Annotated in this window: 19 protein-coding genes; 6 read left to right on the top strand and 13 right to left on the bottom strand. The window is 28.8% G+C overall.

Features of this window, described 5'->3' with window-relative positions; translation table 11 throughout:
* Positions 1-12 precede the first annotated feature (12 nt).
* The 3 genes from QEJ31_RS02500 to QEJ31_RS02490 are packed head-to-tail and all read right to left on the bottom strand — an operon-like array spanning position 13 to position 4,067.
* Positions 13-1,092: a PrpF domain-containing protein gene (locus tag QEJ31_RS02500; protein WP_280592214.1), complete on the bottom strand. Its 1,080-nt coding sequence runs from the start codon at positions 1,090-1,092 to the stop codon at positions 13-15.
* A complete protein-coding gene (locus QEJ31_RS02495) occupies positions 1,085-2,674 on the bottom strand; it encodes an AMP-binding protein (protein ID WP_280592213.1) in 1,590 nt (529 codons plus the stop codon). The genes QEJ31_RS02500 and QEJ31_RS02495 overlap by 8 nt, the downstream gene beginning before the upstream one ends.
* Before the next feature lie 19 nt (positions 2,675-2,693).
* Positions 2,694-4,067, bottom strand: a complete 1,374-nt coding sequence (locus QEJ31_RS02490) for a citrate/2-methylcitrate synthase (RefSeq protein ID WP_280592212.1) — start codon at positions 4,065-4,067, stop codon at positions 2,694-2,696.
* Positions 4,068-4,562: 495 nt separating this feature from the next.
* Between QEJ31_RS02490 and QEJ31_RS02485 the strand changes: the two genes are divergently transcribed.
* Positions 4,563-6,410, top strand: coding sequence for a pentapeptide repeat-containing protein (locus tag QEJ31_RS02485; protein WP_280592211.1), 1,848 nt, complete (start codon positions 4,563-4,565; stop codon positions 6,408-6,410).
* Between the two features lie 9 nt (positions 6,411-6,419).
* On the opposite strand, the gene QEJ31_RS02480 is transcribed toward QEJ31_RS02485, so the two are convergent.
* On the bottom strand, positions 6,420-7,301 hold the full coding sequence (locus tag QEJ31_RS02480) for a DMT family transporter (protein WP_280592210.1): 882 nt from the start codon (positions 7,299-7,301) through the stop codon (positions 6,420-6,422).
* A gap of 143 nt (positions 7,302-7,444) precedes the next feature.
* Here QEJ31_RS02480 and QEJ31_RS02475 point away from each other — a divergent pair, with 143 nt between their 5' ends.
* Positions 7,445-7,798 carry a hypothetical protein gene (locus tag QEJ31_RS02475; RefSeq protein ID WP_280592209.1) on the top strand — a complete coding sequence of 118 codons (354 nt, stop codon included), beginning with the start codon at positions 7,445-7,447 and terminating at the stop codon, positions 7,796-7,798.
* 23 nt (positions 7,799-7,821) lie between these two features.
* Here the strand turns inward: QEJ31_RS02475 and QEJ31_RS02470 are convergent, their stop codons facing one another.
* A complete protein-coding gene (locus QEJ31_RS02470; RefSeq protein WP_280592208.1) occupies positions 7,822-9,114 on the bottom strand; it encodes an MFS transporter in 1,293 nt (430 codons plus the stop codon).
* A gap of 429 nt (positions 9,115-9,543) precedes the next feature.
* On the opposite strand from QEJ31_RS02470, the gene QEJ31_RS02465 reads away from it, so the two are divergent.
* On the top strand, positions 9,544-10,773 hold the full coding sequence (locus QEJ31_RS02465; protein WP_280592207.1) for a hypothetical protein: 1,230 nt from the start codon (positions 9,544-9,546) through the stop codon (positions 10,771-10,773).
* Between the two features lie 2 nt (positions 10,774-10,775).
* On the opposite strand, the gene gloA is transcribed toward QEJ31_RS02465, so the two are convergent.
* Both gloA and QEJ31_RS02455 read right to left on the bottom strand, forming a co-directional pair.
* Entirely contained in the window at positions 10,776-11,183 is a 408-nt protein-coding gene (gene gloA, locus QEJ31_RS02460; protein ID WP_280592206.1) for a lactoylglutathione lyase, read from the bottom strand.
* 14 nt (positions 11,184-11,197) lie between these two features.
* Positions 11,198-12,265 carry a hypothetical protein gene (locus QEJ31_RS02455; protein WP_280592205.1) on the bottom strand — a complete coding sequence of 356 codons (1,068 nt, stop codon included), beginning with the start codon at positions 12,263-12,265 and terminating at the stop codon, positions 11,198-11,200.
* Positions 12,266-12,526: 261 nt separating this feature from the next.
* Here QEJ31_RS02455 and QEJ31_RS02450 point away from each other — a divergent pair, with 261 nt between their 5' ends.
* A complete protein-coding gene (locus tag QEJ31_RS02450; protein WP_280592204.1) occupies positions 12,527-15,076 on the top strand; it encodes a PBP1A family penicillin-binding protein in 2,550 nt (849 codons plus the stop codon).
* On the opposite strand, the gene QEJ31_RS02445 is transcribed toward QEJ31_RS02450, so the two are convergent.
* On the bottom strand, positions 15,073-15,894 hold the full coding sequence (locus QEJ31_RS02445; protein ID WP_280592203.1) for an inositol monophosphatase family protein: 822 nt from the start codon (positions 15,892-15,894) through the stop codon (positions 15,073-15,075). The genes QEJ31_RS02450 and QEJ31_RS02445 overlap by 4 nt on opposite strands.
* A gap of 144 nt (positions 15,895-16,038) precedes the next feature.
* Here QEJ31_RS02445 and QEJ31_RS02440 point away from each other — a divergent pair, with 144 nt between their 5' ends.
* Positions 16,039-17,628 (top strand): Rnase Y domain-containing protein, encoded by a 1,590-nt coding sequence (locus tag QEJ31_RS02440; RefSeq protein ID WP_280592202.1) that lies wholly within the window; start codon positions 16,039-16,041, stop codon positions 17,626-17,628.
* On the opposite strand, the gene QEJ31_RS02435 is transcribed toward QEJ31_RS02440, so the two are convergent.
* Positions 17,612-18,211 (bottom strand): NUDIX hydrolase, encoded by a 600-nt coding sequence (locus tag QEJ31_RS02435; protein ID WP_280592200.1) that lies wholly within the window; start codon positions 18,209-18,211, stop codon positions 17,612-17,614. The two genes, QEJ31_RS02440 and QEJ31_RS02435, sit on opposite strands and share 17 nt — an antisense overlap.
* The gene (fba, locus tag QEJ31_RS02430) at positions 18,204-19,241 is read right to left on the bottom strand and encodes a class II fructose-bisphosphate aldolase (RefSeq protein WP_280592198.1); all 1,038 of its coding nucleotides are present in this window, start codon (positions 19,239-19,241) and stop codon (positions 18,204-18,206) included. The genes QEJ31_RS02435 and fba overlap by 8 nt, the downstream gene beginning before the upstream one ends.
* A gap of 257 nt (positions 19,242-19,498) precedes the next feature.
* Here fba and QEJ31_RS02425 point away from each other — a divergent pair, with 257 nt between their 5' ends.
* On the top strand, positions 19,499-20,596 hold the full coding sequence (locus QEJ31_RS02425; protein ID WP_280592197.1) for a glycosyltransferase family 9 protein: 1,098 nt from the start codon (positions 19,499-19,501) through the stop codon (positions 20,594-20,596).
* A 45-nt stretch (positions 20,597-20,641) separates the two neighbouring features.
* On the opposite strand, the gene QEJ31_RS02420 is transcribed toward QEJ31_RS02425, so the two are convergent.
* The 3 genes from QEJ31_RS02420 to groL all read right to left on the bottom strand — a co-directional run bounded on the left by QEJ31_RS02420 (position 20,642) and on the right by groL (position 25,665).
* Positions 20,642-22,285, bottom strand: coding sequence for a hypothetical protein (locus tag QEJ31_RS02420; RefSeq protein WP_280592196.1), 1,644 nt, complete (start codon positions 22,283-22,285; stop codon positions 20,642-20,644).
* A gap of 320 nt (positions 22,286-22,605) precedes the next feature.
* Positions 22,606-23,895: an NCS2 family permease gene (locus QEJ31_RS02415; RefSeq protein WP_280592195.1), complete on the bottom strand. Its 1,290-nt coding sequence runs from the start codon at positions 23,893-23,895 to the stop codon at positions 22,606-22,608.
* A 96-nt stretch (positions 23,896-23,991) separates the two neighbouring features.
* A complete protein-coding gene (gene groL, locus QEJ31_RS02410; RefSeq protein ID WP_280592194.1) occupies positions 23,992-25,665 on the bottom strand; it encodes a chaperonin GroEL in 1,674 nt (557 codons plus the stop codon).
* Positions 25,666-25,670 lie beyond the last annotated feature (5 nt).

Raw genomic sequence — 25,670 nt, 5'->3', positions numbered from 1 at the left:
ACCTCTTAAATTTTATTTTTTTGGAATAAGTACATGCCCAATACTTAATGGTCTTGCAGATTTTAAATAAGAAATTTTACTAATATTTTTTTTGTTATCTAAATACACACTTACATTAATCGTACCGCTTGGATGTTCAATAGATATATTATTTTCTTCATCATTAATTGTAAAATTTTTAAGTAGTTTATTAGTTAGAGTATTTTGTATGCAGATGGAGCCACCTAGACACATTGCCCCTGTTACTGCAAATGTTGGGTGAGAATTATTTTCAAATGGGGATATAAAATAGCGAGCATTAATATGACCATTTCTAATGGCTTTGCTAACTAAGCAAATTTTTGGTGAAGTTTTATATTCAACATTTCCCATTCCCATTTTACTAGCAGCAATTCTCCTTATTGTCTCAAGTTTTTTCATCAAATTGTGATTTCTATCTAATTCAATTTTCGTTTCATTTCCAGAAATATTAAAGTCTTCAGCAAGTCCTATAACCATAGGCATGCTTACATCAATGCAGCTTACAGGTGTATTTTCGATAATATCGATTTTATTTCCTGTAGGGAATTCACTTCCAAGAGAGCTGCCACTAGGATTAAGAAATGCTAATTTAACTATGCAACCATATTCAAAGTTATCAATATTGTCAGGTTCATAATTAATTTTTTTATTTTTTGTTGATATTGTAGCTTCTATTCTAGATTTGCTATTATGGCTAAAAATATTTAATACTGTTTCTTTTTTTAAAATTTTAATGTAATTCATTTCTAATGAATATATAGCAACTGCAGAAAGCATATTTCCACAATCTAGATTTGTTTCAATTTGATCACTATTTGCATGATTTTGACATAGTAAATATTCAACATCAATATTTTCTAATTTGGATGGGCGTATTAAACAAATTTTATTTGCCAAATCATGATTACTTCCAATCCCATCTATTTGCAAAGGATGAGGTGAGCCCATTATTGAAAGTAGTATTTTGTTTCTTTCAACATCATTTTCAGGAAAATACTTCCAATCAAAGCATGGACCTTTTGATGTTCCACCCCGCAAAAGCATGTATGGTATTTTATTAAAATTATTCATAATTTATTCCATCAAAAATTAATTTTTCTTGAATAAATTTTCTATCTAACTTTCCATTAGGACTTAGAATTGGCTCATTTGAAATTTTAATATGTTTAGGTTGCATGTAGTATGGGAGATTTTTCTTTATATATGCATCTAATTCTTCAAAATGAAGATTTCCAAATACATGAGCTGAAAGAAAAGAATTTTTAGTATCCTGTTTCTCGATAAGAGCAACAACTGCATAATCAACATTTTGATGGTTTTGAATACTATTTTCAATATCAGATAATTCTATTCTATAACCATTTAACTTAATTTGTCTATCTATTCTTCCTAAATAAAGTAGATTTCCTGATTCGTCTTTTCTAATAAGATCTCCTGTTTTATAGTACTTTACTTTACACTTAATATTTTCAATTTCAATAAATTTATTTTTGTTTTCATTTTTGTTTAAATATCCTTTAAACATTTGATCTCCAGAGACGCATAGTTCACCAATATTGTCATTGCTAATACAATTTTTAGAGTTGTCCCAAATGCAATACTTTAAGTGAGGATATATATTTCCTATAGAAACAATATCATTTTGGCATAAAATATTTTTTGCTGATGTTACGTTATAGAATGAGCAACATATTGTGAGTTCAGTAGGTCCGTAAAGATTTTCACAGATTGAATTTGGTGCGGCTTCTTGCCAAAATTTTATGTAATTTAAAGAAAGAGCTTCCCCACAAAACAAACTTAATCTTAAGGTTGGGAAAGTGTTTTTATGTGGATAGTTTTGTCTTTTTAAAAGACCTATAATAGAAGGAACAGAAAACCAAATTGAAATTTTATTTGTATTTATAAATTCTTCAGGGCTAAGAAGATCTAAGGATTGCAAACAAAATACACTTGCACCATGAAACCAAGCCATGAATATGTCAAACATTGAAAGATCAAAACTATGATCAAAAGTTTGAGAAAGTCTATCACTTGAATTAATTTTATATTTCGATTGATTGAAATCGATAAAGCTTATTACATTTTTGTGACTTATAGGTACACCTTTTGGATTCCCTGTACTTCCTGAAGTAAAAAGAATATACGCAATACTACTAGATTTAATATTATCATTCAAAAAAGTTGATACATTACTTATATGTGAATCAATAACTTTAAAATTTCTAAATTCATTCTTTATTTTACTTTGGGGTGAAAATATTTTTATCTTCTTTGAGTGATTATTATCTAAAATTTTATCTAGTTCAATTAAAATTTCTACATATTTTGCATCTAAAATAATAACATCTAAATCAGAAGAAGTTATAATATAGAGTAATCTATTTATTGGAAGCTTAGGATTTAGGGGTACAAAAGATGAATTTAACATTAATGATGTTATAATTCCGAGATAACCAACAAAATCTTTTGATGATAATATTCCTATAGAATTAATTTTTTGCGTTTTAAAATATTCTATAATATTGTGAGCCCATAAATTACTCTCTAAAATTATTTGCTTGTATGAATAAGCATCACTACCAATTTGTAGTGCTAAATTATTTTGATATTTTTTATATGATTTCATTATACCATTTAGAAGATTTTTTTTCATATATCCTTTTCTTTTTATTTTATTCTATTATTTCTGAATATTTAAGTCGAGGTCTAATTAATATATTATTCATTTTTTGTTCAATAATATGAACGCCCCATCCTACGACCCTATTTGCAATAAAAATGGGAAGAAATAAATTTTTATTAATATTAAGTGATTTAAGACATACACTAGAATAAAAGTCAACATTGATATCTATTCCATGTTTAATAAATTCACTCATTTCTTGTTTTGTTTTTGCCAATATTTCTAGTATTGTTTTATTTTTTTTATCCCGATAAAATTCATCTAGCAAGTTTTTTAGGATAACAGAACGGGGATCTTCAGTTCGATACACTCGGTGACCAAAACCATAAATAGGTAAATTCTGTTTGGTCCTATCTTTTATATATTTATCTACATTTTCTATAGTAATATTTTCTAACATGTCAGCAACTAATTTAATAGCTCCACCATGTAATTTACCTTCAAAAGTTGAAGTAGCTGCTAATATAGCATTTCCAAATGAATTTTCAGTACCAGTAGCTACTCTTGCTGCAAATGCAGACGCATTACTTTCATGTTCAAACTGAATTATAGACATTTTTTCAAGCATTTTGACATAATTCGTTTGTATTTTTAATTTTTGAAAAATGCATTTTGCTAAAAAATCACCATGAGAAATATTTTTATCAAATGAAAACTCTTTGTTTGAATTTACTATACTCAAGTAGTTGCCAATTAGTAGGGGTATTTTTGACGTTAAGCAAATTAATTGTTTTTTTGAACTATATGTACTTAGTTCTTCAGTTATTAAAGCTAAACAAGATTTAATACATGTCATTAGAGAATATTTTTTTGCATTTGTTTTTAAGAATTTAATTACATATTTAGATAAATATCGTTCATTTTCTAAATTAGTTTTAAATTTCTTAAGATTTTCATTATCCGGAAGATTGCCCTCAATTAATAAATACATAACTTCTTCAGCTGAATAATTATTGACTAAATGATCAATTTTGTATCCACGGTATAAAAGATGACCATTATTGCCATCAATATAAGAGATTTTTGTTTCATCATAGTAAATATTGTTTAATCCTCGATAAATTTTTTTATCAGAACCATCTGTATGTTGGGATTTTTCATCAGAATTTAATTTACTTAATGAAATTAAAAACTCTTTTATTTTATTGTAATTAGTCAATTGCAAAACACTGCCTTTAGGTATTTGACAATTAAATTTTTTTTCAATTCCAAGCATTAAGTTTATATGATTTAATGAATCCCATTGATGAATTTTCTGATATTCAAGTTGGTTATAATCGATTGAACCCGTGATTTTGAATACTTCAAAAAAGAGTTCATTTAATTTTAATTCTAAATAAGAATCATCAAAATCTTTTATCATATCATTACCTTATTGAATCATGCATAATATTTTGAAAATTGAGAAACTAGAATTATTGTAACACATAATTTTAGACAGCTACTTTTATTGGAAAAATAAAATTGGCAGTTTGAAAATGACTTTACTTTAATAGATTACTATAAGTGTATATAATTATATGAAAATTTACTTATTCCTTATTTTAAAGCTAAAATATAAAAAAATACTTATTAATATTTTTTATACATTAAAAAATAAATAAAAAAAATAATTTCCGATTGAATTAACAGAAATTAAAATTTAATTTACAAATATGTTACTATAAAATTTAAAATTAATAATTTAATTCTTTAATATTTTGTAATTATAATAAAGGAAAAGTAGGATATTAGTTATGTTACATAAAATTAAAAAATAGTTAAAATAAAATTAAATTTATTTGAAATTAAAAAAAACCGGTGCTAGTAGGATGATATATATTTTTATAAAGTTTCTCTTCACAATAATGGAGTTATTATGAGAAAAATGCTAGCTTTTTCACTTATGTCTGTTTCTTTAAATTCTTATTCTTTAACTATTGAAGATGTAACAGATCAATATAGTCAATCAAATTATGGGAATAGTCAAACAATTAATTCTGAAGTAAATAATGACGCTAATAAAAATGAGTATATTCAGTTACAAGAAAATGAAAAAACTGAAATAATGAATTCTTTACGTTACTTCTATTCAAATTCTGAATTTGATAAAGTGCTTAGTAATTTGATTAATACATATTCATATGATCAAAGAAAAATTGATCTAAATTTTTATGTTGATAATAGAATAATAAGTGGTTTTCATAAAAAGGGGTTAATTCATTACATAACTGAATTTAAAGAAAATTCTTTTGAATACTTACAAATATTGCAAAAATTTCAAAACAAATATGATGTAAACCTAATAGCTGAGGATTATTATGGGAATACACCGTTGTTTAATGTTAGCAATAGAAATGATTACAAATCAGCAAAATTTCTATTAGAATATACTGAAGTAAAAAATAAAATGAATAGTCCTTTAAATCACTTAAAGCATCCCTTATATGCAGCAGAAAGGTTTCAAGATAAAAATTTAGCAAATCTGTTAATTCAAAATGGTGCAGTAAATAATTATCCAAAGTATGGTTATTCTAATACAAGTTATACTAATAGTTCAAATAATCAAAATACGAAGGTTGAAAATGATATTAAAATAGATGAAAAAAATTGTGCGCAAATTTATGAAATTGATAATAATGGACAACTTTATTTTACACAGGAAGCACAAGACAAATTATTTTCTTCTGCTGAAAAGGGTGATTTGAAAACATTTAGAAGTGATTTAGCAAGTTACTACAAAGCAATGGATTATGTTCATACAGCATTTAAAGTACTTCAATTCCTTCCTCCAAATTTAGCTTTTAATTATAAAAATTCTTCGACTTTGTTTCATTTAGCTTTTAATACTAGTGATAAAAATTTATTAAGAATATTATTGAGTTATAAAGATTTATTTAATTTTGATTTCAATATTAAAGATAAACAAGATCACTCTGGAATAAGTGTATATGAAAAAGTTGATAAAAGCAGCAATACTGTATTAAAAAATGAATTTAATCATGCTTTTTACAGTTCTAAATATAGTACATTAAATTCTAACTATCCGGCTTATAAAAGTGATTCATTCCCGAGTTATACAACGAATTATGGTGTAAATTTTTCTAATACAGAAAGTACAAGTTATTCAAATAAAAATTATAATTTGAAATCAGGATATTCGAATAAAAATTTAGAGAATTCTAATTTTACTTCAAGAGTATTTTATAAAGAAAAATTTGTTAAAGCTAATCTGAAAGGCGCTAATTTTAAGTCTGCAACTTTAATCGAAACTGATTTTACTGGCGCAGATCTTACTGATGCTGATTTTACAGATGCAGATCTTTCCCGTGCAAATTTTACAGGAGCAAATTTGAGTGGGGCTAATTTTACAAATTCTTTTGTATACTATACCGATTTTACAAAAGTAATTCTTAGTAATAAAACAAAACTACCTTCAAGTGAAGGAATTATTTTACGTGAGAAAGAAGTGGTATTTAATGACAATAAAGTTCATAAATTTGCCCCAGCAAGTCAGTTTTTTAATTTGTCAAATAATTTAAATAATTCAATGAATAGTTTACAAACTGATTTTGAAAAAGATTTAGAAAAATCAACAAATGAACAGAAGAAAAAGAAAGAACAAGAGAATTCTAAGAAAAGTAATGCACAAGAAAATTATAGTACTCCAAACTTGGAAGATTTGAGGAAAAAACGATTAGATTTTTATGGTAAAAATAGCAAATAATATTTGCTATTAATTACTTTTTTTGAATGTATTCAGTTTTTCTTTTTTCATAGGTAGATATATTGCTAAAAAACAAGATAATATTATTAATGATAAACCAATAAATTGAGCCAAATTGATTTTTTCTTGGATAAAAATATAGGAAAATATAACAGCAAAAATTGGTTCTGTTAATGAGAGAATAGAGGTATTAAATGGCCCTATTTTTTCTATTGATTTAATTAAGAAAAATAAACAAATAAAAGTACCAATAAAAGATAATAAAATAATATTTATGATAAAATTTGTCGTAAAATTTAATTTTGGTGGATCAAAAAAAGTTAAAATGAATGAATATAGACTTGCTCCCATTAGTTGAAGTGACAAAACATTTAATTTATTGCTGCTGTTGCTTTTTTTATTAAAATAAATATAAACTGCATATAAAATTCCACAAGATAATGCGTAAGAAAAACCTATAAATGAATCTAATGTTTGTAATTTATTACTACTTAAAAGAACAAGACCAAGAAAACTTACTACTATTATAGCTAAATTTGTATAACTAAATTGAATTTCTTTGCGGATAATGCTAAAGATAAAAATGTAAATAGGAAAGATAAATGCTAAAATTGTAGAAAGACCAACTCCAATGTATGGAACGGCGCTTATGTAGAAAACTGTTGTCAAAAAATAGAACAATCCGCCAAAAAAAACTTCCCTTAGATTTTCTCGCTTTAAAAGTTGTTGAAAATGAATAAAAGGTATTAATATTATTAAAGTTAATAAAGAGCGGGTCATTAAAATTACTGAAAGGGAATTGTTTTCGGCTAACAAAGGTTTAACAAATATTCCGACTAGAGAAAATGCAATTGAAGATAGTATAATATAAAATACTCCAAAAATATTCATTAGTTATCCTTCGTGGTTTTTATGTAAAGTAAAAAATATAGAATCAAGAAAAAGAACCTTAAAATCAAGTAATAAATAGGAAAAATAAAGTCAAATAAAAATAAGCCGAAGATTTTGTAACTTTTGTGAGAGGGAGATTTTTAATGGTTACCTTAAGTAAAGATAAAAGATATATTGTTATTGTTAATGAAAAAAAGAAGAAGGGAAAAACAAATCTTAATTACTATCGAAATAGGTTTATTGAAAAAGGTCTTAGGGTTTCCAACTATAGAGCTGATTTTCCTGTGGAACTAAGAGAAGTCAGTAAAAATCCAGTTGGGCAGGTTTATGAATTAACTGTTACACAAAAATATAATTTACTCAATAATACATTACACATTTATCCTGAGTTTACTTTAAATTCAAAACCAATAGGAAAACTTGATAATTGTCAGGGGATTCTTTGCAAAGATTTACCAAGTATTTGTAAATGCCAAACAAATAAAAAAGCGGCTTAAAGAAAGTAATAAAATTAATAAGTTTAAATTTCCATACTGTTTTTTGAGTTCAAAGAATTTAATATTAATGTTATCAATGCTACACCAGTTATATAAAATGCTGGAGAGTACTTTAATTTTGTACTTTCTATTAATGTAGTACAAATGAGAGGTGTAAATCCTCCAAAAATTCCAAAAGCAAGATTATATGCAAAAGCACTTCCTGTATAGCGAATTGAAGTTGGAAAAGAGTTTGCAAGCATTAAAATTCCTGCTGCAGTTGCTGCAGAATTTGTAAAAGAAATAAATAAATAAGCAATATATATGGAAATAAATGAGCTTGATTTGAATGCTAAAAAAACTGGAATATTAAATAGAACTAATAAGACACAAGAAATTAAAAGAATAATTTTTGGATTTATGTAATCAATTATAATTCCAAAAATAATAATTAAAAAAGAATAAAGTAGGACAGAAAATGTGTTTATTTTTAAAATATCCTGTAAATTAAATTTGTAATAAGTAACAAAGTAGTTTGGTAAGTATAGAAAATATAGGGTTACTGAAATTGCAATTAACCATATCGTTGAAGTCGTTTGGATTAAGTTAAATTTATGGTTTTTAATTACAATTTTTATTGGTATATGATTATTTTCTAGCTGCATTTTTCTAAAAACAGGAGTTTCACTTAAATATTTTCTCAAGTAAACACCAATGAGTCCTAATAATCCACCTAATAAAAAAGGAATTCTCCATCCCCATGAATGTAACTCTTTCTCACTTAAAAATTTTGAGCTTATGTATCCAGCACTAGATCCCAAAAAAATTCCTAATATTATTCCAGCAAATAAAATTCCAATTGCTAATCCCCGTTGTGATTTTCTTGCATGCTCATAAATGAAAGTTATAGAGCATGGAATTTCTCCTCCTATAGCAAGACCTTGAGAAAAACGACAAATAAAAAGTAGAATAGTAGCTAAGATACCAATTTGTGAATAGGTTGGTAATAAACCTATTATAAAAGTAGGCGCTGCCATTAAAAATACTGTAAATGTAAAAGATTTTTTCCTGCCTGTTAAGTCACCATAATGACTAAATAGAAGCCCCCCAGCTATTCTTGCTAAATATCCAGTAGCAAAAACAGAATAGGTAAGTAGTAAGCTAGTATAAGCTGAGGAAAGATCGAAAAAAAGTTTTGAAATGATAGTTGAAAAATAAATGTAGACAACAAAATCATAAAACTCTAATGCTCCACCAAGTGAAGAAATAAAAAAAAGTTTCATTTCTTTTTTTGTTAGTTTTTTCTCTGCAATATTTGGAATGACTTCAGAAATCATGATTTCCTCATTATTTATTTATATAAATTAGATATTGAATTATAGTATGAAATTTAATATTTTGCAAGTTATAGATATCTATTTATTGGTATCCATTTCTTTAATTTCACTCATTTTATCTTTATTTAAATTTTTTATACACAAAAAAGTATTTAAATTATATTTTTGTCTTTTATAAAGAATTTTTTCTACTTTTCTTTGGAATTTTTTGTTATTGCTGATATAGCTAAATTTTAATAGAATACCATTTTATATTTTAAAAAAATCTCAAGTTTTAAAATATATTATATTGACAACGAATAAATAATAAATGTATATAGAAGCTGATATGAATTATTTTTAAAAACAGAATATCTAAATTATAAAATATTTATTTAAATTAATTAATATTTTAATTAAATTTTATACTTATTTTTATAGGAGCAAGAAATGAATTGTTTTATTTTTATTGAAATATCAAATAATTTTATGAATATTGCTTCGCTTAACTATTTAAAGTCAAAAAACACAAAAATAATTTTGCTTTGTAAAAGTATTTTATTTTATAGTAGTGAAGTAACAAAATATTGCGATGAAGTAATGGAAATTAATACTAATCAAATTTCTTCGCTAATTAGTGCCTGTAATTTTATTGAGAAAAAAGATAAGATCATTGGTATTATGACTTTAGATGATGATTTTTTAGTACAAACAGCAGAATTAAAAGAATATTTTGGATATAAATATACAAGCAAAAAATGTTTAGAATCTATTACAAATCGATTTAAAATGAGAAATATGCTAAAAAAAATAAATCAAGGTTTTAATCCTAAATTTTTCTTTGCAAAAACTTTAAATGAAGCTCTTTTAGCTACATCTGAAATTTCATTTCCTTTTATTGTCAGGCCAGTTCAAAGAAGTAAATATGTTTACTCTAAAAAAATATCATGTGTGAAAGATTTAAAAGAATATTTTTTAAATAATTATGCTAAAAATATTTATCTTTCATGGGAAAATTACTATCCAGGGGTATTGATAGAAGAAGAAGTAATAGGAAATGAATATTCAGTCCATTTTGTAAAGTCAGAACAAGGCACTATTATTTTAGCTGGAGTTTTTAAAAGAGAAAATATTCTATTAGATGATGGTAGATTTTTAAATATTACAACACAATTTCCAGCAGAATACGAAGAGAGTGACTTTCTATTTCAAAAACTAATCCATATTTTACCAAAAATTGGATTTGATTTAGGATTGATTCAAATTGATTGTAAAATTTGTAATAATGAAGTAAAAATATTAAATATAATACCTACAATGAATCAAAGTATTGCTAATTATTATGTAATGCAAAAATCAATTGGTATTAATTTTTCTGCAATAAACATAGATTTAAATTTAGGAACGCAAATTGAATGGTTTCCCTTAGATTTAAAAGAAATAGTTTTATATAATTCAGAAGGTTATAATAATGAATTAGTTTATAATGATTTGCGGGAAAAGTTTAAAGACAGGAAAGAAGTAGAAATAATAAAAATACTTCGTGATGATTGTCCTGAAAATTATTTACTAACTCAACATTCTGATAGTCTTATGGTTGTATCTAAATCACGAGAACTTTCAAAAGAAGTAATTAAATTAGTAAAAAATTTCAAGAAAATTTTGAAAAACGTTAGTTAGATTTAACTAAGTTCTCCTGACAAAGGGCGAGGTTCTAGTAATTCTATTTTATATCCATCAGGATCAATCATAAAAGCGATATATCTTTTTCCACTCGGAGATTTTTTTGGCCCCCAACTTAAATCAAGTCCAAATTTTTGTAATTTTTTTTGAAATTCAAAGATGTCTGGTACTTCAAAGGCTAAATGCCCATAGGCAGTTCCTATTTCATACTGATCAACTCCCCAGTTATAAGTAAGTTCTAAGGTAGGTCCATTAGATTCATCATTAGGGGCTTGTAAAAATGCCAAAGTAAATTCACCTTCTTTAAATTCATCTTTAGAAAGAAGTTTAAAATTTAAAACATTACAATAAAATTCTAATGATTTTTCAAGATTTTTTACTCGGAGCATTGTGTGTAAATATTTCATAAACAATCCTTTAATTAAAAGTTAGTTAATTTTGCTTTTAAAATTTTTTTATTGATATTAGCCAGTCTTTCTTCTATCAAACTTCTTTCATTTTCAACGAAATCTCTTATTTCTTCTTTTTTAGAAAGATTTAAAGCTTTTTCGTATATTCTCTTTGCCTCTTCAATTTGTTCTAACTTTTCTTTTAAGTATGCAAGATAATAGTAAGATGCAACTAAAGATTCTTGATTGTTACTATCTTCAAAAATTTTAATTGAGCGATTAAGTTTTTGTTCACTTATGCTTAATTCTTGTTTTTCAAAGAAATAAATAGCTAGTTCGTGTTCAAAAGTCGCTTCCCATTCATTTAAATTATTTTGTACAGCTTTTGTCAATCCCTTGTTTAGATAAGAAATGAAATCATTTTCAAGTCGAGCTTGTTCCGAAGATAAAGCGGCATTATAATAAGCTTCTAATAGTTCGTTTAAATCAGCTTCACTTTCTAAATGTGTGATTACTTTTTTCCAAAATTGAATAGAGTTAGAATGTTCACCAATAATTCCATAAGTTAACGCCAAATGATGCTGAGTTTCAATTCTGTGTTTATTCTGTTCTTCGTTGGAAATATCGCTGTTTTGTTCAAGTTTTTTAGCAATAATTTCCAAAATAGGTACTGCTTTGCCAAAATTTTCATTTTCTAACTGGTGATTTACTAAATGAATAAGCTCTTCAATATTTTTAGTTAAAAAACTATCTATTTCTGTTGTCGTAAACTCATACCGTTTATAATTTTCATGTTCGTGATGATGGTGGTCGTGTCCACAGCCAGCGTGTTCGTGATGATGGTCGTGTCCGCAGCCAGCGTGTTCGTGATGATGGTGGTCGTGTCCGCAGCCAGCGTGTTCGTGATGATGGTGGTCATGTCCGCAGCCAGCATGTTCGTGATGGTGGTGGTCGTGTCCGCAGCCAGCGTGTTCGTGATGATGGTGGTCACTTTCATATTTACAACATTTTTTAGAAGGATTGTGTTTGCAGCTTTGGTCTTCCTGTGAATGTGAGGATGAAGGTTCTTTTTGATTGGAGTCGTTATTTTGGCTGCTCATTGTATGGTATCCTATTAATTATATTGAATTTATTGAAAATACTACAAAAACTGAAAATCTAACAGTATTTAAAGTATTTTCATGTTGAAACACTAGCACTATTTTGCCCTGTTTGAGAACTAAAATAAATAAACTTGTACCCATTCTTCTCTCCCCATAGTCTTAAAATTTAACTAATTCTTATTTTTTAGAAAAAAAAACCGAAACATGAGGGCACGATTGGACGTTAAAATCTTTGTAGATGAATACAAGGTTTGAATTATGCTAAAAGATAAATTGGTGAAACTTCTGCCACTTGTAAACTTTTTTATCAAGTATTCTAAACTTATTGTTAAACATTATAAGATATTAATCATTCTTATTTTTGTTTTGTTAGCTTCGTTTTCTTTTTATGAATTTAAAAAAATTAAAAGAACACTTCCAAATTTAGAAAAACTTTACAATTATGAACCAGCTTTACCCACTGTCATTTATAGTCAAGATGGTGTTAAAATTGCAGAGATTTTTGAAGAAAGACGTTACCCAGTATTGATAAATGAGATTTCTCCATTTGTAAAAAACGCATTTATTGCAGCAGAAGATGCAGAGTTCTATAATCATCATGGACTTGATTGGAAAGGTTTTTTAAGAGCTTTTTTACATTTCGTAACTTTTTCAAATCAAAAACAAGGTGGAAGTACAATTACTCAGCAATTGGCAAAAAATGTTTTACTAACAAAAGAAAGAACAATTATTAGAAAAATTAAAGATATAATTGTATCAAATGAGATAGAAAATTCATTTCCAAAAGATAAAATTTTGGAATTATATTTGAATACAATATATTTAGGTAACGGTTCCTATGGAGTGGAAGCAGCTGCGCAAAATTATTTTCGAAAAAATAATATGAAATTATCTCTTGCAGAAGCAGCTCTCATTGCTGGATTAACTCCCGCTCCATCTGCGTATGATCCGAATGACAATTTCCAGGCGGCAAAATTAAGACAGTCATATGTTTTAGAAAGAATGTTCAAAACTGGAATGATTACAAAAAATCAATATGATAGAGCAGTAAATGAAAATTTAATTTTTTATAGGGCTGAATCCCCAAATAATAAAGTAGCTCCATATTTTGTAGAAGAAGTAAAAAAACAATTAATAAATAATTTAGAAATAGAAAATTTAGGAAAAAGTGGTTTAACTGTTTATACTACTCTAAATTCCAAAATTCAAAATGCAACTCAAATTGCAATACAAAATTTTGCTGATGCATATCAATCAAGAAGAAGTTTTAAAGGGCCAATTAAACAACATGGTTCGTCATTTAATCAACATTTAAAAGAGTTTATTTCATCAAAGCCAAAAGAAAATGAAGAAGAAAGAGCTATTGTTACTTTTATTAATGAAGAAATTCAAGCTGTAGGAATAGCCACTCAAAAAGGTGTTGGTGTCATTTTAGAAGAAGACATCATGTGGGCTCTAAATGCTGATATTAACAAAGAAACAGGAGATACTGATATTAACAATGTTCTAAAAGTTGGTGATGAAATACATGTGCAAAAATTAAATAAAAAAATGCAATCACGAATTGTTAATGATAAAAAATTTATGTTTACTTTAAATTCATATTTACAATATTTTAATAATCCATCTAAAGAGAGTTTTGCTAGATATACTTTAATTGACACAGTTGGAATAGAAGCAGCTGCTATGGTGATGGATTCAAAAAGCGGTGAAATACTTGCAATGGTGGGTGGTGAACACTTTTTAGTGAGTCAATTTAATCGTGCTACTCAAGCAGAACGTCAAGTGGGAAGTAGCGTAAAACCTCTTTACTATTCCTATGCAATTGACTGTGGATTTACTCCTGCTTCAAAAATAGACAGTCCAAAAATAGATTTAGATGGATGGCAACCTGAAAATTATGGCGGAAAAGAATCTGGGCGAACAACATTAATGCAATCCTTAGCTTTAAGCTATAATATTCCAAGTATTTTTCTGTACCACGTTATGGGGCCATCTAAAGTTACAAAGCATTTAACTCGTTTTGGTTTTAATTGGCCATTATCTGATTTGAGCGTAGCATTAGGAGCAGGAACTGCATCGTTACTTAAAATGGTTCAAGCTTATTCTATTTTTCCAAATTCAGGAAAAATGACTTTAGGATTTTATATAAATGAAGTTGTTGACAGAAATGGTGAAGTCATTTATTCAGCAAAAAATGAAAAAATATTCCCCTTAAAAATCGAGCCACAATTTCCTGAAGATGCTCCATTTCTTCCTGGTAAAACAGTGGAAAAAGAGAATGAAATAGATAAATTGCAAATGATTTCACCTCAGGCAGCATATGTTACTTTAGATCTCTTACGTACAGCTGTTCATATTGGAACTGGACAAGGTGTTTTAGGTTTAGGAAATTATGTTGGAGGAAAAACAGGAACCACAAATGCAAATACAGATGCATGGTTCCTTGGAATTGCTTCGCAACTAGTTGGAGGAGTTTGGATTGGATATGACGACAATTCTAAAACTTTAGGAACTGGAGGAACGGGATCTGCAATGGCTGCACCTATTTGGAAAACAATGATGCAAGGTGCAATTAAAAATTATTCTTTAAAAAATTGGACAAGACCCACAGGTATTCATGAAATAGCTATTGATAAAAATACCGGAGAACGTTCAACAGGAAGTGATGCAATTGGTGTTTTTATAATAGATGGAACCGAAACTGGTGGTAGTTACTTTAAAGAAGCCTTAGATGATGGTAGTAATCCTATTAATAGCCAACAAGAAGTAAGTAATCAAAGTTTTGATAAATCAAAACACAATTAATTGGCGTAATTTATTTTGATTAAATTAAATAAGCTTTCATGAATTTGAGAACTTGCAGCAATAATACCTCGATCTTGTAGCGGACAAAATTCATTTCCTTGGAAATTAGTTACTTTTCCTCCAGCTTCGATTATTAATAATGCTCCTGCTGCTGTATCCCATGGAGCCAATGGAGTTTCATAAAATCCTTGAAACATACCTTTTGCAGTATTAGCTAGATCAAGTGCTGCAGCTCCATTAATTCTTAAACCCAATGAATTATTTTGTATTTCGCCAATAGTTTTTGTAAGAGGAACAAGATCTTTCCCTTTATTAGAACTAAATCCTGTGCAAATACTAGCCATTTTCAATTCTTCTAAAGTTGAAACCTGTATTTTTTGGCCATTACAATATGCTCCTTTTTCTTTTTCAGCATAAAATATAGTTTTTGTAGTTGGTTGATAAATGGCTGCTAATTGGCATAAAAATCTTCTATTTTTTAAAAAACCAAAGGCTATTGAAATGCAATAATATGGATTTCCTTTCGAGAAATTAGTGGTTCCATCTAATGGGTCTATGATCCAGATGGGTTCGAAATCTTCTTTTTTCGCATATTCTGTTAATCCTGATTCTTCAGCTAAAATACTGTGAGATGGAAAACAATTATGAATTTCTGCTTTAATTACTTTTTCCGAATGAAGATCAGCTTCAGTTACAATCCCTTGATTATTGCTTTTTTCCGAAATTTTAAATCGTTTTGCAAAATATTCAAGGGTAATTTCTCCTGCTTGTTGGGCTATTTGGGTTATAAAAGCTTCTGTGGGTTGAGATGCGCTCATTATTTCTCTCCTAAATAGAATATAGTTTCTCTAATGAGATAACCGTGCTACCTTTGTTCTAAAGGTAGCTTCTCTCTCTGGTAATGTATATTGCCTGTAAAAGGAGTCGTCCTTTCATAATATGAAAAATAAAAAGGTTTTAAAATGCATTGGTCAATATACACAATTTGTGGAGCGTCATTCATTGGTTTGACTTGCGGGTTTTTTCTAGCAAAAGCTTTTGCCCGTCGCTCTTTAGGAAATATTACTGAGATCCCCGTTAAAGAAAATATGGAAGCTATTTTAAAAAGTGCAGAAGTTCAAAGAAAAATGATTCTTGAAGAAGCATTAATTGCAACTAAAGAACAATATCAAGCCGATGCTGAACAACTTGATAGCGAACGTGAAATATTGTTGGCTCATCAGGAAATCTATGAACAAGAATTGAATGAAAAACAATCAGAATTAGATAAAATGGGAAATGAGCTTGATAAAAAAGAAGAAGCAATTGCTAGGAAAAAGAATGATATAGATAATTCTGTTGAAAATATCAAACATCTAGATAAAAATACCTTAGAAATAAATAATAATTATCAGTCTATGCTTGAAAATAAAGTGGGTAAAAATAAACATGATTTGTTTCATGAATTGTCTGAAGAACTAGTTGCTGCTGAAAAATTGGGAATTTCAAAATGGCTCATGGATAATTCTGAATTTTTGAAAAATGAATCTCAAAGACTCGCCAGAGACACTTTAAATTCAGTTTATTTAAGATATCAACCTAATTTTATTTGGCCAAAATCTTCTTTTATTGTACCAGTTAATTCAAAAGAAATTCTTACTAAACATTTTCATGAAGAGTCACCAATAGTACGTTTTCTTATAAATGGAACTGATTCTTCAATTAGCGTCCTTAATTTTAACGAAGAATTGCCTTCAGTATTAAAAATTGCTGGAGGATCTGGTGTTGATAAAGAAGTTATAAGACTCACTTTGGAGGAAATTTTAAGCAAAGATATTTTTTCTGAAGATAAAATTCAAAATATCTTTGAACGAAATCGAAAAAATATAGATAAATATATTTTTAAAATTGGTGAGGAAGCAATAAAAGGACTTGGATTACCACATGATATGCATCCAGAAATATTAAAATTGATTGGCTCCTTAAATTATAGAACGAGCCATAGGCAAAATCAGTATTTTCATTCCATTGAGGTAGCTAGATTAGCAGGTATGATTGCGGACGAAATCGGTGTATCTAATTTACATGCTAAAAGAGCGGGAATTTTACATGATATTGGTAAAGCTTTAGATTATAAAATTGAAGGAAGTCATGCTGTAATTAGTGGTGATTATGCAATCCGTTATGGAGAAAAAGAAGATATTGTTGATACTGTTTTAGCTCATCACGATGATAAAATAGTTGAAACTCCATTTGCCTATATTTTAAAAGCGGCTGATGCATTATCTGGCGCAAGACCTGGGGCAAGAGTAGATATGGAAGAAGGCTATCATAGAAGAATTGATGGTATTTCTGGAGTTGTGAACAGTTTTCAAGAACAAGGAGTTACTGGCTCGGCTATTATGCATGCTGGACGCGAGGTACATGTCTTTGTTGATAATAATAAAGTAAAACAAACTGAAATAAATGGATTGGCTGAGGGAATAGCTAAAAAACTAGAAGAGGAAGTAGAATTTCCTGGACAAATAAGAGTTACTGTTATTAGACGAACTGAAATTACGGAAGTGGCCTAGGAAATTTAGTAGTAAAATAAGGCTCTGCAAGCAAAATAGCTAGCGCTGATAGTGAGTGTTGTATTTGTCCAGAACGTACCATTTTAACTGCTTCATGAAAATCAATAAAATGTAATTTAATATTTTCAAAAGGATCATTATGAGCGCTTGGTTCTGCTAGGGGTTGAACATCAAACGCAATAAAATAAGTTACTTTATTATTCTGCAATGCAGGATTAGGAAAAAATTTAGGTAACGACAGTATTCTTTGACTAGTTAAACCTGTTTCTTCTTCTAATTCTCGAAGAGCTGCAAGTGTGCTGTCTTTTTCAGATCTTTCGACTGCTCCCCCAGGAACTTCGAGAGTAAAAGAATTGGTTCCAAAACGATGCTGCTCAACTAAAACAACCTGACCAGAAGCTGTAATAGGAACAATATTAACCCAATCAGCACAATTAAATGTATAAACATTTAATTTATTTTTGTGGTCTTTAGTGCTTGCGATTCTCGCATTAACCTGAAAAATGCTACATTGAAATACATTTTTTTCTTCTGTCAGTTCAAATGGTTCTAGTTTTAAGTCAGCTTGTTTGGAATTAGACATAGCGTTTAGCCATAGTATCTAATGGAATTGCTTTAATTTTTGAAGCTTGACCAGCTTGGCCAAATTCCACCATTCTTTGAGCGCAAACTTTTTTCATAGCATCACGAGCAGGAACCATGTATTTTCTTAAATCAAATTCTGAAGGATTGGTGCTTAAAAGTTTACGAATAGCTGCGGTCATCGCTAATCTGTTATCAGTATCAACATTTATTTTTCGAACACCATTTTTAATTCCTTCTTGAATTTCTTCAACAGGAACTCCCCAAGTTTCTTTCATTTCCCCACCATATTTACGAAACTCTGCTTGCAAATCTTGAGGAACTGAACTTGAGCCGTGCATCACTAAATGTGTATTAGGTAGGCGTTTATGAATTTCACGAATTCTATCGATAGCTAAAGTTTTACCGTCTGGTTTTTTAGTAAATTTATATGCTCCGTGACTTGTTCCAATTGCAATAGCAAGAGCATCGACTTTTGTTAATTCAACAAATTGAGCCGCTTCTTGTGGATCTGTTAAAAGTTGATCATGGCTTAACGTTCCTTCAAAACCATGCCCATCTTCTTTCTCACCTTTACCAGTTTCAAGAGAACCTAAACAACCTAATTCTCCTTCAACGGAAATTCCCATAGAATGTGCTATACGAACCACATCAGCTGTAATTTTCACGTTGTATTCAAAATCGGATGGTGTTTTGGCATCTTCTTTTAAGCTTCCGTCCATCATTACGCTTGTAAAACCATTGCGAATTGCTGAAAGGCAAGTTTGTAAGCTGTTTCCATGATCTTGATGCATTACGACAGGAATGTCTGGATACAATTCGACTGCCCCTAAAATTAAATGTCTAAGAAAAACGTCATTTGTATATGAACGTGCACCACGACTGGCCTGTAAAATGACAGGGCTATTTGTTTCTTTTGCTGCTTCCATAATGGCTTGAATTTGTTCTAAATTATTAACATTAAAAGCGGCGACACCATAACTATTTTCTGCTGCATGATCTAGTAATTGTCTTAAAGAAATGAGAGCCATTTGAGCCTCCTGATAAAGATAAATCGAATCCAATTTCCTCATACACTATGTCTATCTGCCTTGCAAAGAGGAAGTTCTTTCTAAAAAACTGATCAAATTTTGGGAAATATATAAACTAAAAATAAAAATAGATTTATTCTAATTTTTATTTAAATATAATTTGTAATTTAAAATAAATATTAAAAATTTGCCATGAATTTATATTTTTTATATGATCCACGCATCGGTAGCCTAATTGAATATTAAGGGTATACACATTGATTAACATTGAACTGTCTAACATACCCGAACCAAAGAAGATTGTTGTTTACCATACGGGAGCCCTAGGTGACTTATTGGTGTCTACAGCAGCTTTATTTGAAGTTACAACTATGTTTCCAAGTTCTGAAATTACAATTATTGGCTGTGATTTATGGAAAGAGGTCATTTTACCTTTAAATTGGCCAAATATCAAAAATATTATAATAACAAATAAAAATTTTAAGTCTTTAGAAATTTGGAAACCCTGTGATCAATTATTAAGTTGGAAGTTATTAAAAAAGCAAAAGTCTTTGAGAAAAGTTTTGTCAAATTATTCTTTATCTATTGATTTTAGAACTGAAAGTTTAAGATTTGCATATCAAGCTTTCTTTGCTAAAATACCTATCAGAATAGGTGCAAGTAAAAGTAAATTAGCAAAAGTTTTTTTTACTCATTTTACTTTAATAAAAAACAAATCAGAAATTCATGAAAGAGATAGATATTTAAAAATATTATCCTCAATAAATGAAAACTATATTGAACAAAAAATTAAATTTTGGGAAAAAAATGGATTACCAGCTTTAAAATGGTTTCCAAAAAATCATTTTTTAACAAATAATTCAACAAAAAATATTTTAATTAATCCAACTGCAAGTATTAGGGAAAAGGCGTGGTGTAGTTCTCGTTTTAGAGAATTGGCTTTAATATTAAAAGATAATTCTTACAATGTAAAAATTATTGGATCGCCGAAGGAAACAGGTTGGTTGAAAGAAGTTGCTTTAGATGATTTTGAAATAATTCAACCAAATACTATAATTGATTTGATAGATATTGTGAAACAATCACATTTATTAATTACTAATACGAGTTCAATGCAGTTTATTGCTGCTGGAACTTCGACCCCTACTTTAACATTAATGGGAAGTGCCTCTCCTCAGCGCTGGGGATGTTTAGGTGAGGGTTCTTATTGTATAAAAAATGAATGTAAAAATATAAAAATAAAGAAAATTTTTATTAGGAAAAAAGAAATAGCTAAACAACAAGAAGTAAATGCTTATAATAATATTACTGTTAATTTAGTTCTTGATAAAATTAATCAAGTTTTTATTAATTAATGAGCCCCAATTAAAAAAGAGGCTCATTAGCTTAGAATTTTTAAATTACAAACTACTTGCAAATTCAGCACTTTTAGGTGCTAAAACATTTATAGAAGCTGAGTTTTTTGTAACAGATTCTTTTAAATCATCATCATTTGCTAAATGCCAACTCGGTGAAGCCCCTGCCGCAGTTCCTATAACATATAATTCAATCGGCTGACCATTTTCTAATTTAAGTTTTCTAGCAATAGCTCTATTTTTTGAGTTTAAGACATCAATGAAATTATTTTTTAGATCTTTTTCATCTATTTGTTTCTTTAATATTGGAGAAATAATTCCAGAAACACTATTAGTATATCCAGATGTTAAAATAACTTGATCAAATTCTAAAGTATTAAAACTATCATCAGTTAACAATACTTTATTTTTGATATTATCAAAACTAATCTTAGTTAAATGTGAATTATAAGGATTCATTTTATATTTAATTTTATTATCAAATAAATCTTTGTAAAATACTGATCTAAATGTTTTATATCTAGGTTTAATATTATCATCACTTAGAAATGAAACTGATGTTGAGTGTTTTTGGGCATACCAATATAAGTTATTTATTTTTTGGTAAAGATTATTAGATGATACGTGTGAGTAAGCTTCAGGTGGCGCAGCATCGTAGAGAAATTCTATTAGAACATTTGCAGCATCGCCAGCACCCACAACTGCAATTTCTTTTTTATTCTTTAAAACATTATAAACATTACTTCCTTTTGATTTCCAATGTTCATTAAATTTAATTAAATCATCAAAAGTCATTACCGAAGGTAAGCAATCAGAGTTAAAGCATTTACTTGCCAAATTAATTTGTGAATTTTTAAAATTTTCATCAGAAAAATGTTCAAATTTTGGAGTTCCTAAACCATTTGAAACGATGATTTTATTTGTAAATATAGTTGCGTTATTATCCAACTTAACTGTAAATATTTTATTTTTATGATTGTAGCTGTAATCAGTGATAGCAGTATTTAGTAAAATATCAGATCCTGATGCAAATGAATTTAATACAATTGTTTTCCATAAATTATTTGCAATGAAGAATGTATCAGTTTTATTTCCAAAATCAGCTAATTGTATCGGACTATTTGGCAAAATATTAGTAGAAGATGGAGCCATAGGCCGATTTTCAGGGGAATTGATTAGGTAGTCAGTACTTTTGAAGTGTTCTGAAATTGAATTAGCAGAATCAACTACAAGTATTTTTGCATTTGGATATTTCAATTTATAATTTAAGCTAAATATTGAGGAATGTACACCTGCTCCAACTATGACAATATCATAATCAGGTTTGTTTTTGTCATAAAACTTCATTTCTATAGTTTTAATATATTTTTTGTTGTCCTGAATAGAATTATGAAGTTCATTTGTTAAATAATTAAGACAAAATGTTTTAAACTTAGCATTATTAAAAATTTCTTGAATAACTTTTGAATTATTAGAATCAAGTCTTGAAATTAAAAAATTATCGTCATTAATTGAACAAGCAGCTCTTGTACTTATTGATAAATCAATACTTCTATCTAAAGATATTAATTCGATTTTATTTTGATTTACAAATTTTTCACTATTATCTGTGTTTTTTTCATTATTTTTATTGCAAGATATAAAAATAAAAAAACTTAAAAGAAAATAGATTATTGAGTTTTTGAACATATATTATTACCTTTAATTGATAATTAAATTCATAGAGTATAAAAATCAAAAATGTTATTATTGATTAGATTTATACATGTCAACTAGGTATTTATTGCTTCTTTTTAAGTGATTGATAATACTGTTAAAAAAATTAATAAAGAAACAGATTGGGTGGTATGGTGTTAATAACTATTTTTTAATATATTGAAATTATTTGATTTTATATTAGATGTTATAGGTTAAATAATATTTTAATTATTTAAAGAGAATAATCTAGTATTTTTAAGGATAGTGTTATATTAATTAGAAAAATATCTATTGTTATTTTACAATAAAATTTATTTGAATAAAGTACTATGCTCACTAATTAGAGCAAGTGAACAAATAATGGCTAAAATCCATAAAACAGGAGAAATAACTTTAATTTTGCCCACTAATATTTTAAGTAACACATAGCTTACAATACCCCATAGAACTCCTTGAGTAATAGAGAATGTTAATGGCATAAGAATGATAGTTAAGAAAACTGGTATAATATCGTCAAGCTGTGTGGCATGGATGTTTTTTAAAGTTTTGCACATTAAAATACCAACTAATATAAGAACTGGGGTTGTTGCATAAGCTGGTACGACAGTAATTAGTGGAGCGAGGAATAAACAAGGCAAAAAACAGAAAGCTGTGACTATAGAGCTTAAGCCTGTTTTACCACCCGCTTGGATGCCTGCTGAACTTTCAATATATACAGTTGCAGGAGCTGTACCAAATAAACTTGAAAATAAAGAAGCAATGGAATCTACCACCAATGTTTCTTTTAGTTTTTGTGGATTGCCTTTATCATCCACAAACCCAGCACTAGTAGATAAACCTATTATAGATGAAATTGAATCAAATAAATTTGTCATAAAAATTGCTATAATTACTGGTATAAAACTCCACTTTAATGAACCAATAAGATCTAATTTAAAAAAGTGAGAATCGAAGTCAGGTAATGCCAACCATTCTTTTGGAAATTCAATTTCTTTAGTAAACATTGCAATTATAGTGACAACTAGAATTGATAATAAAAATGCATAAGGTTTATTTTTATTAAATAAGTAAAAGGCAATAATGAAACCAAATAGTCCCAAAGCAATTGTGAAATTAATATCAGCTAAAGTAACAAATGTCGCTGGATGTGCTACAATTAGTCCAAGGTTTTTTAATCCTATAAATGCTAAAAATAAACCAATACCGCAAGACATTGCATGTTTCATATTATTAGGTAGAGCTTCTACAATTTTTTGGCGAATTGGGAAAATAGAAACTAAAATAAATAGAATACTTGACCAAAAAATAAGACCTAATGCTGTAGGCCAAGGAATTTTTTCACCAATAATTAAAGAATAAGCGATAAAGACATTTAGGCCCATTCCAGGGGCAAGAGCGTAAGGAAGTTTGATATAAAGACCTGCTAATAATGTCATTAAAAATGAAATTAAAACGGTTGCTGTGAGTGAACCAGCTACTGACATGCCTGTCCCGCTTGACGACATGACTTGTGGATTAACAATTACGATATAGGACATGGTAAAAAAAGTGGTTAAACCTGCTATAACTTCCTTTGATAAATGCTTTTTTTTGCTATTCATGATAAATTCATCCTAAAAAAAAAATTCTATACACTTTTTTTAGTGTATAGAATTTTGTTAAAGGTAAATCCTTTAAAAGGCAATAAAAAGTCAAAATTACATGTCGTAATCCATTCCGCCCATGCCACCCATTCCTGGCATACCACCCATTCCTGGCATGCCGCCACCCATAGGTGAAGCGGAATCTTTTTTCGGTTTTTCTGAAATCATTGCATTAGTTGTAAGCAGTAAACTAGCAACAGAACTTGCATTTTGCAAAGCACAACGAGTTACTTTAACAGGGTCAATAACTCCTGCTTGAATAAGATCTTCATAGTTGTCAGATAAAGCATTGAAACCATAGCTGATGTTATTATTAGCTAAAATTTTATCAACAACAACGCTAGCTTCATGTCCACCATTGCTTGCAATTATACGAATTGGTTCTTCAAGTGCGCGGCGTACAAGCTCAACTCCAGCTTGTTGTTCAGTATTTTCTACTTTTAAGTTAGTCAATTCTAGGGATGATCTTGCAAGAGCGACACCACCTCCAGCTACAATTCCTTCTGCTACAGCTGCACGAGTTGCATTTAGAGCATCTTCAATGCGGTCTTTCTTTTCTTTTAATTCAACTTCAGTAGCTGCGCCTAAGCGAATAACTGCAACACCACCAGCTAATTTAGCTAAACGTTCTTGTAGTTTTTCACGATCGTAATCAGAAGTTGTTTTTTCAATCTGGCTTCTTATTTCTGCAACTCTAGCTTTGATATTTGCTTCAGATCCTTTTCCACCAGTGATGATAGTGTTGTCTTTATCAACAACAACTTTATCAGCTTGTCCAAGGTCATCAATTGTTGTTGTTTCTAATTTCATACCGATTTCTTCAGAAACAACAGTACCGCTCGTTAAAATAGCGATATCATCCAGCATTGCTTTTCTGCGATCACCAAAGCCAGGAGCCTTAACTGCACAAACTTTAATAGTTCCAGATAATTTATTTAATACTAGGGTAGCAAGAGCTTCGCCCTCAACATCTTCTGCAATAATTAGTAATGGACGGCCACTACGTGCTATATTTTCTAGTAATGGAACCATATCTTTCATTACAGATATTTTTTTATCGAATAATAAAATAAAAGGATTTTCAAATACTACTTCTAAGCGTTCTTGATCAGTTACCATGTATGGAGATAGGTATCCACGATCAAATTGCATACCTTCAACTACATCTACATAAGTTTCTAGGCCTTTAGCTTCTTCAACAGTGATTACACCATCTTGACCAACTTTTTCCATAGCTTCAGCGATCATGTTTCCAATAGTAGAATCATTATTTGCCGAAATAGTTGCGACCTGAGCTATTTCTTTTGTTCCGTTAACAGGACGAGCTACTTTTTTTAGATTATTAACAACGGTTTCAACAGCTTTGTCGATTCCTCTTTTCAGTTCTACTGGAGCATGTCCAGCAGCAAGCATTTTGAATCCTTCGCGATAAATAGCTTGAGCAAGTACAGTAGCGGTAGTTGTTCCATCGCCGGAATCATCATTGGTTTTAGAAGCAACTTCTTTAACCATTTGTGCGCCCATATTTTCAAAACGATCTTCAAGTTCGATTTCTTTTGCTACAGTAACGCCGTCTTTAGTTATAAGAGGAGCTCCATAACTTTTTTCTATTAAAACATTGCGACCCTTAGGTCCTAAAGTAACTTTAACTGCATTGGCTAAAGTATTAACACCAGATAAAATTTTCTTTTGTGCATTTTCATTGAAAGAAATCATTTTAACAGCCATAAAAC

It is taken from the genome of Pigmentibacter sp. JX0631 (genome assembly GCF_029873255.1).
Lineage (GTDB): Bacteria > Bdellovibrionota_B > Oligoflexia > Silvanigrellales > Silvanigrellaceae > Silvanigrella.
Note: the sequence above shows the minus strand (reverse complement) of the source record. Positions and strands in the feature narration are given on the sequence as shown.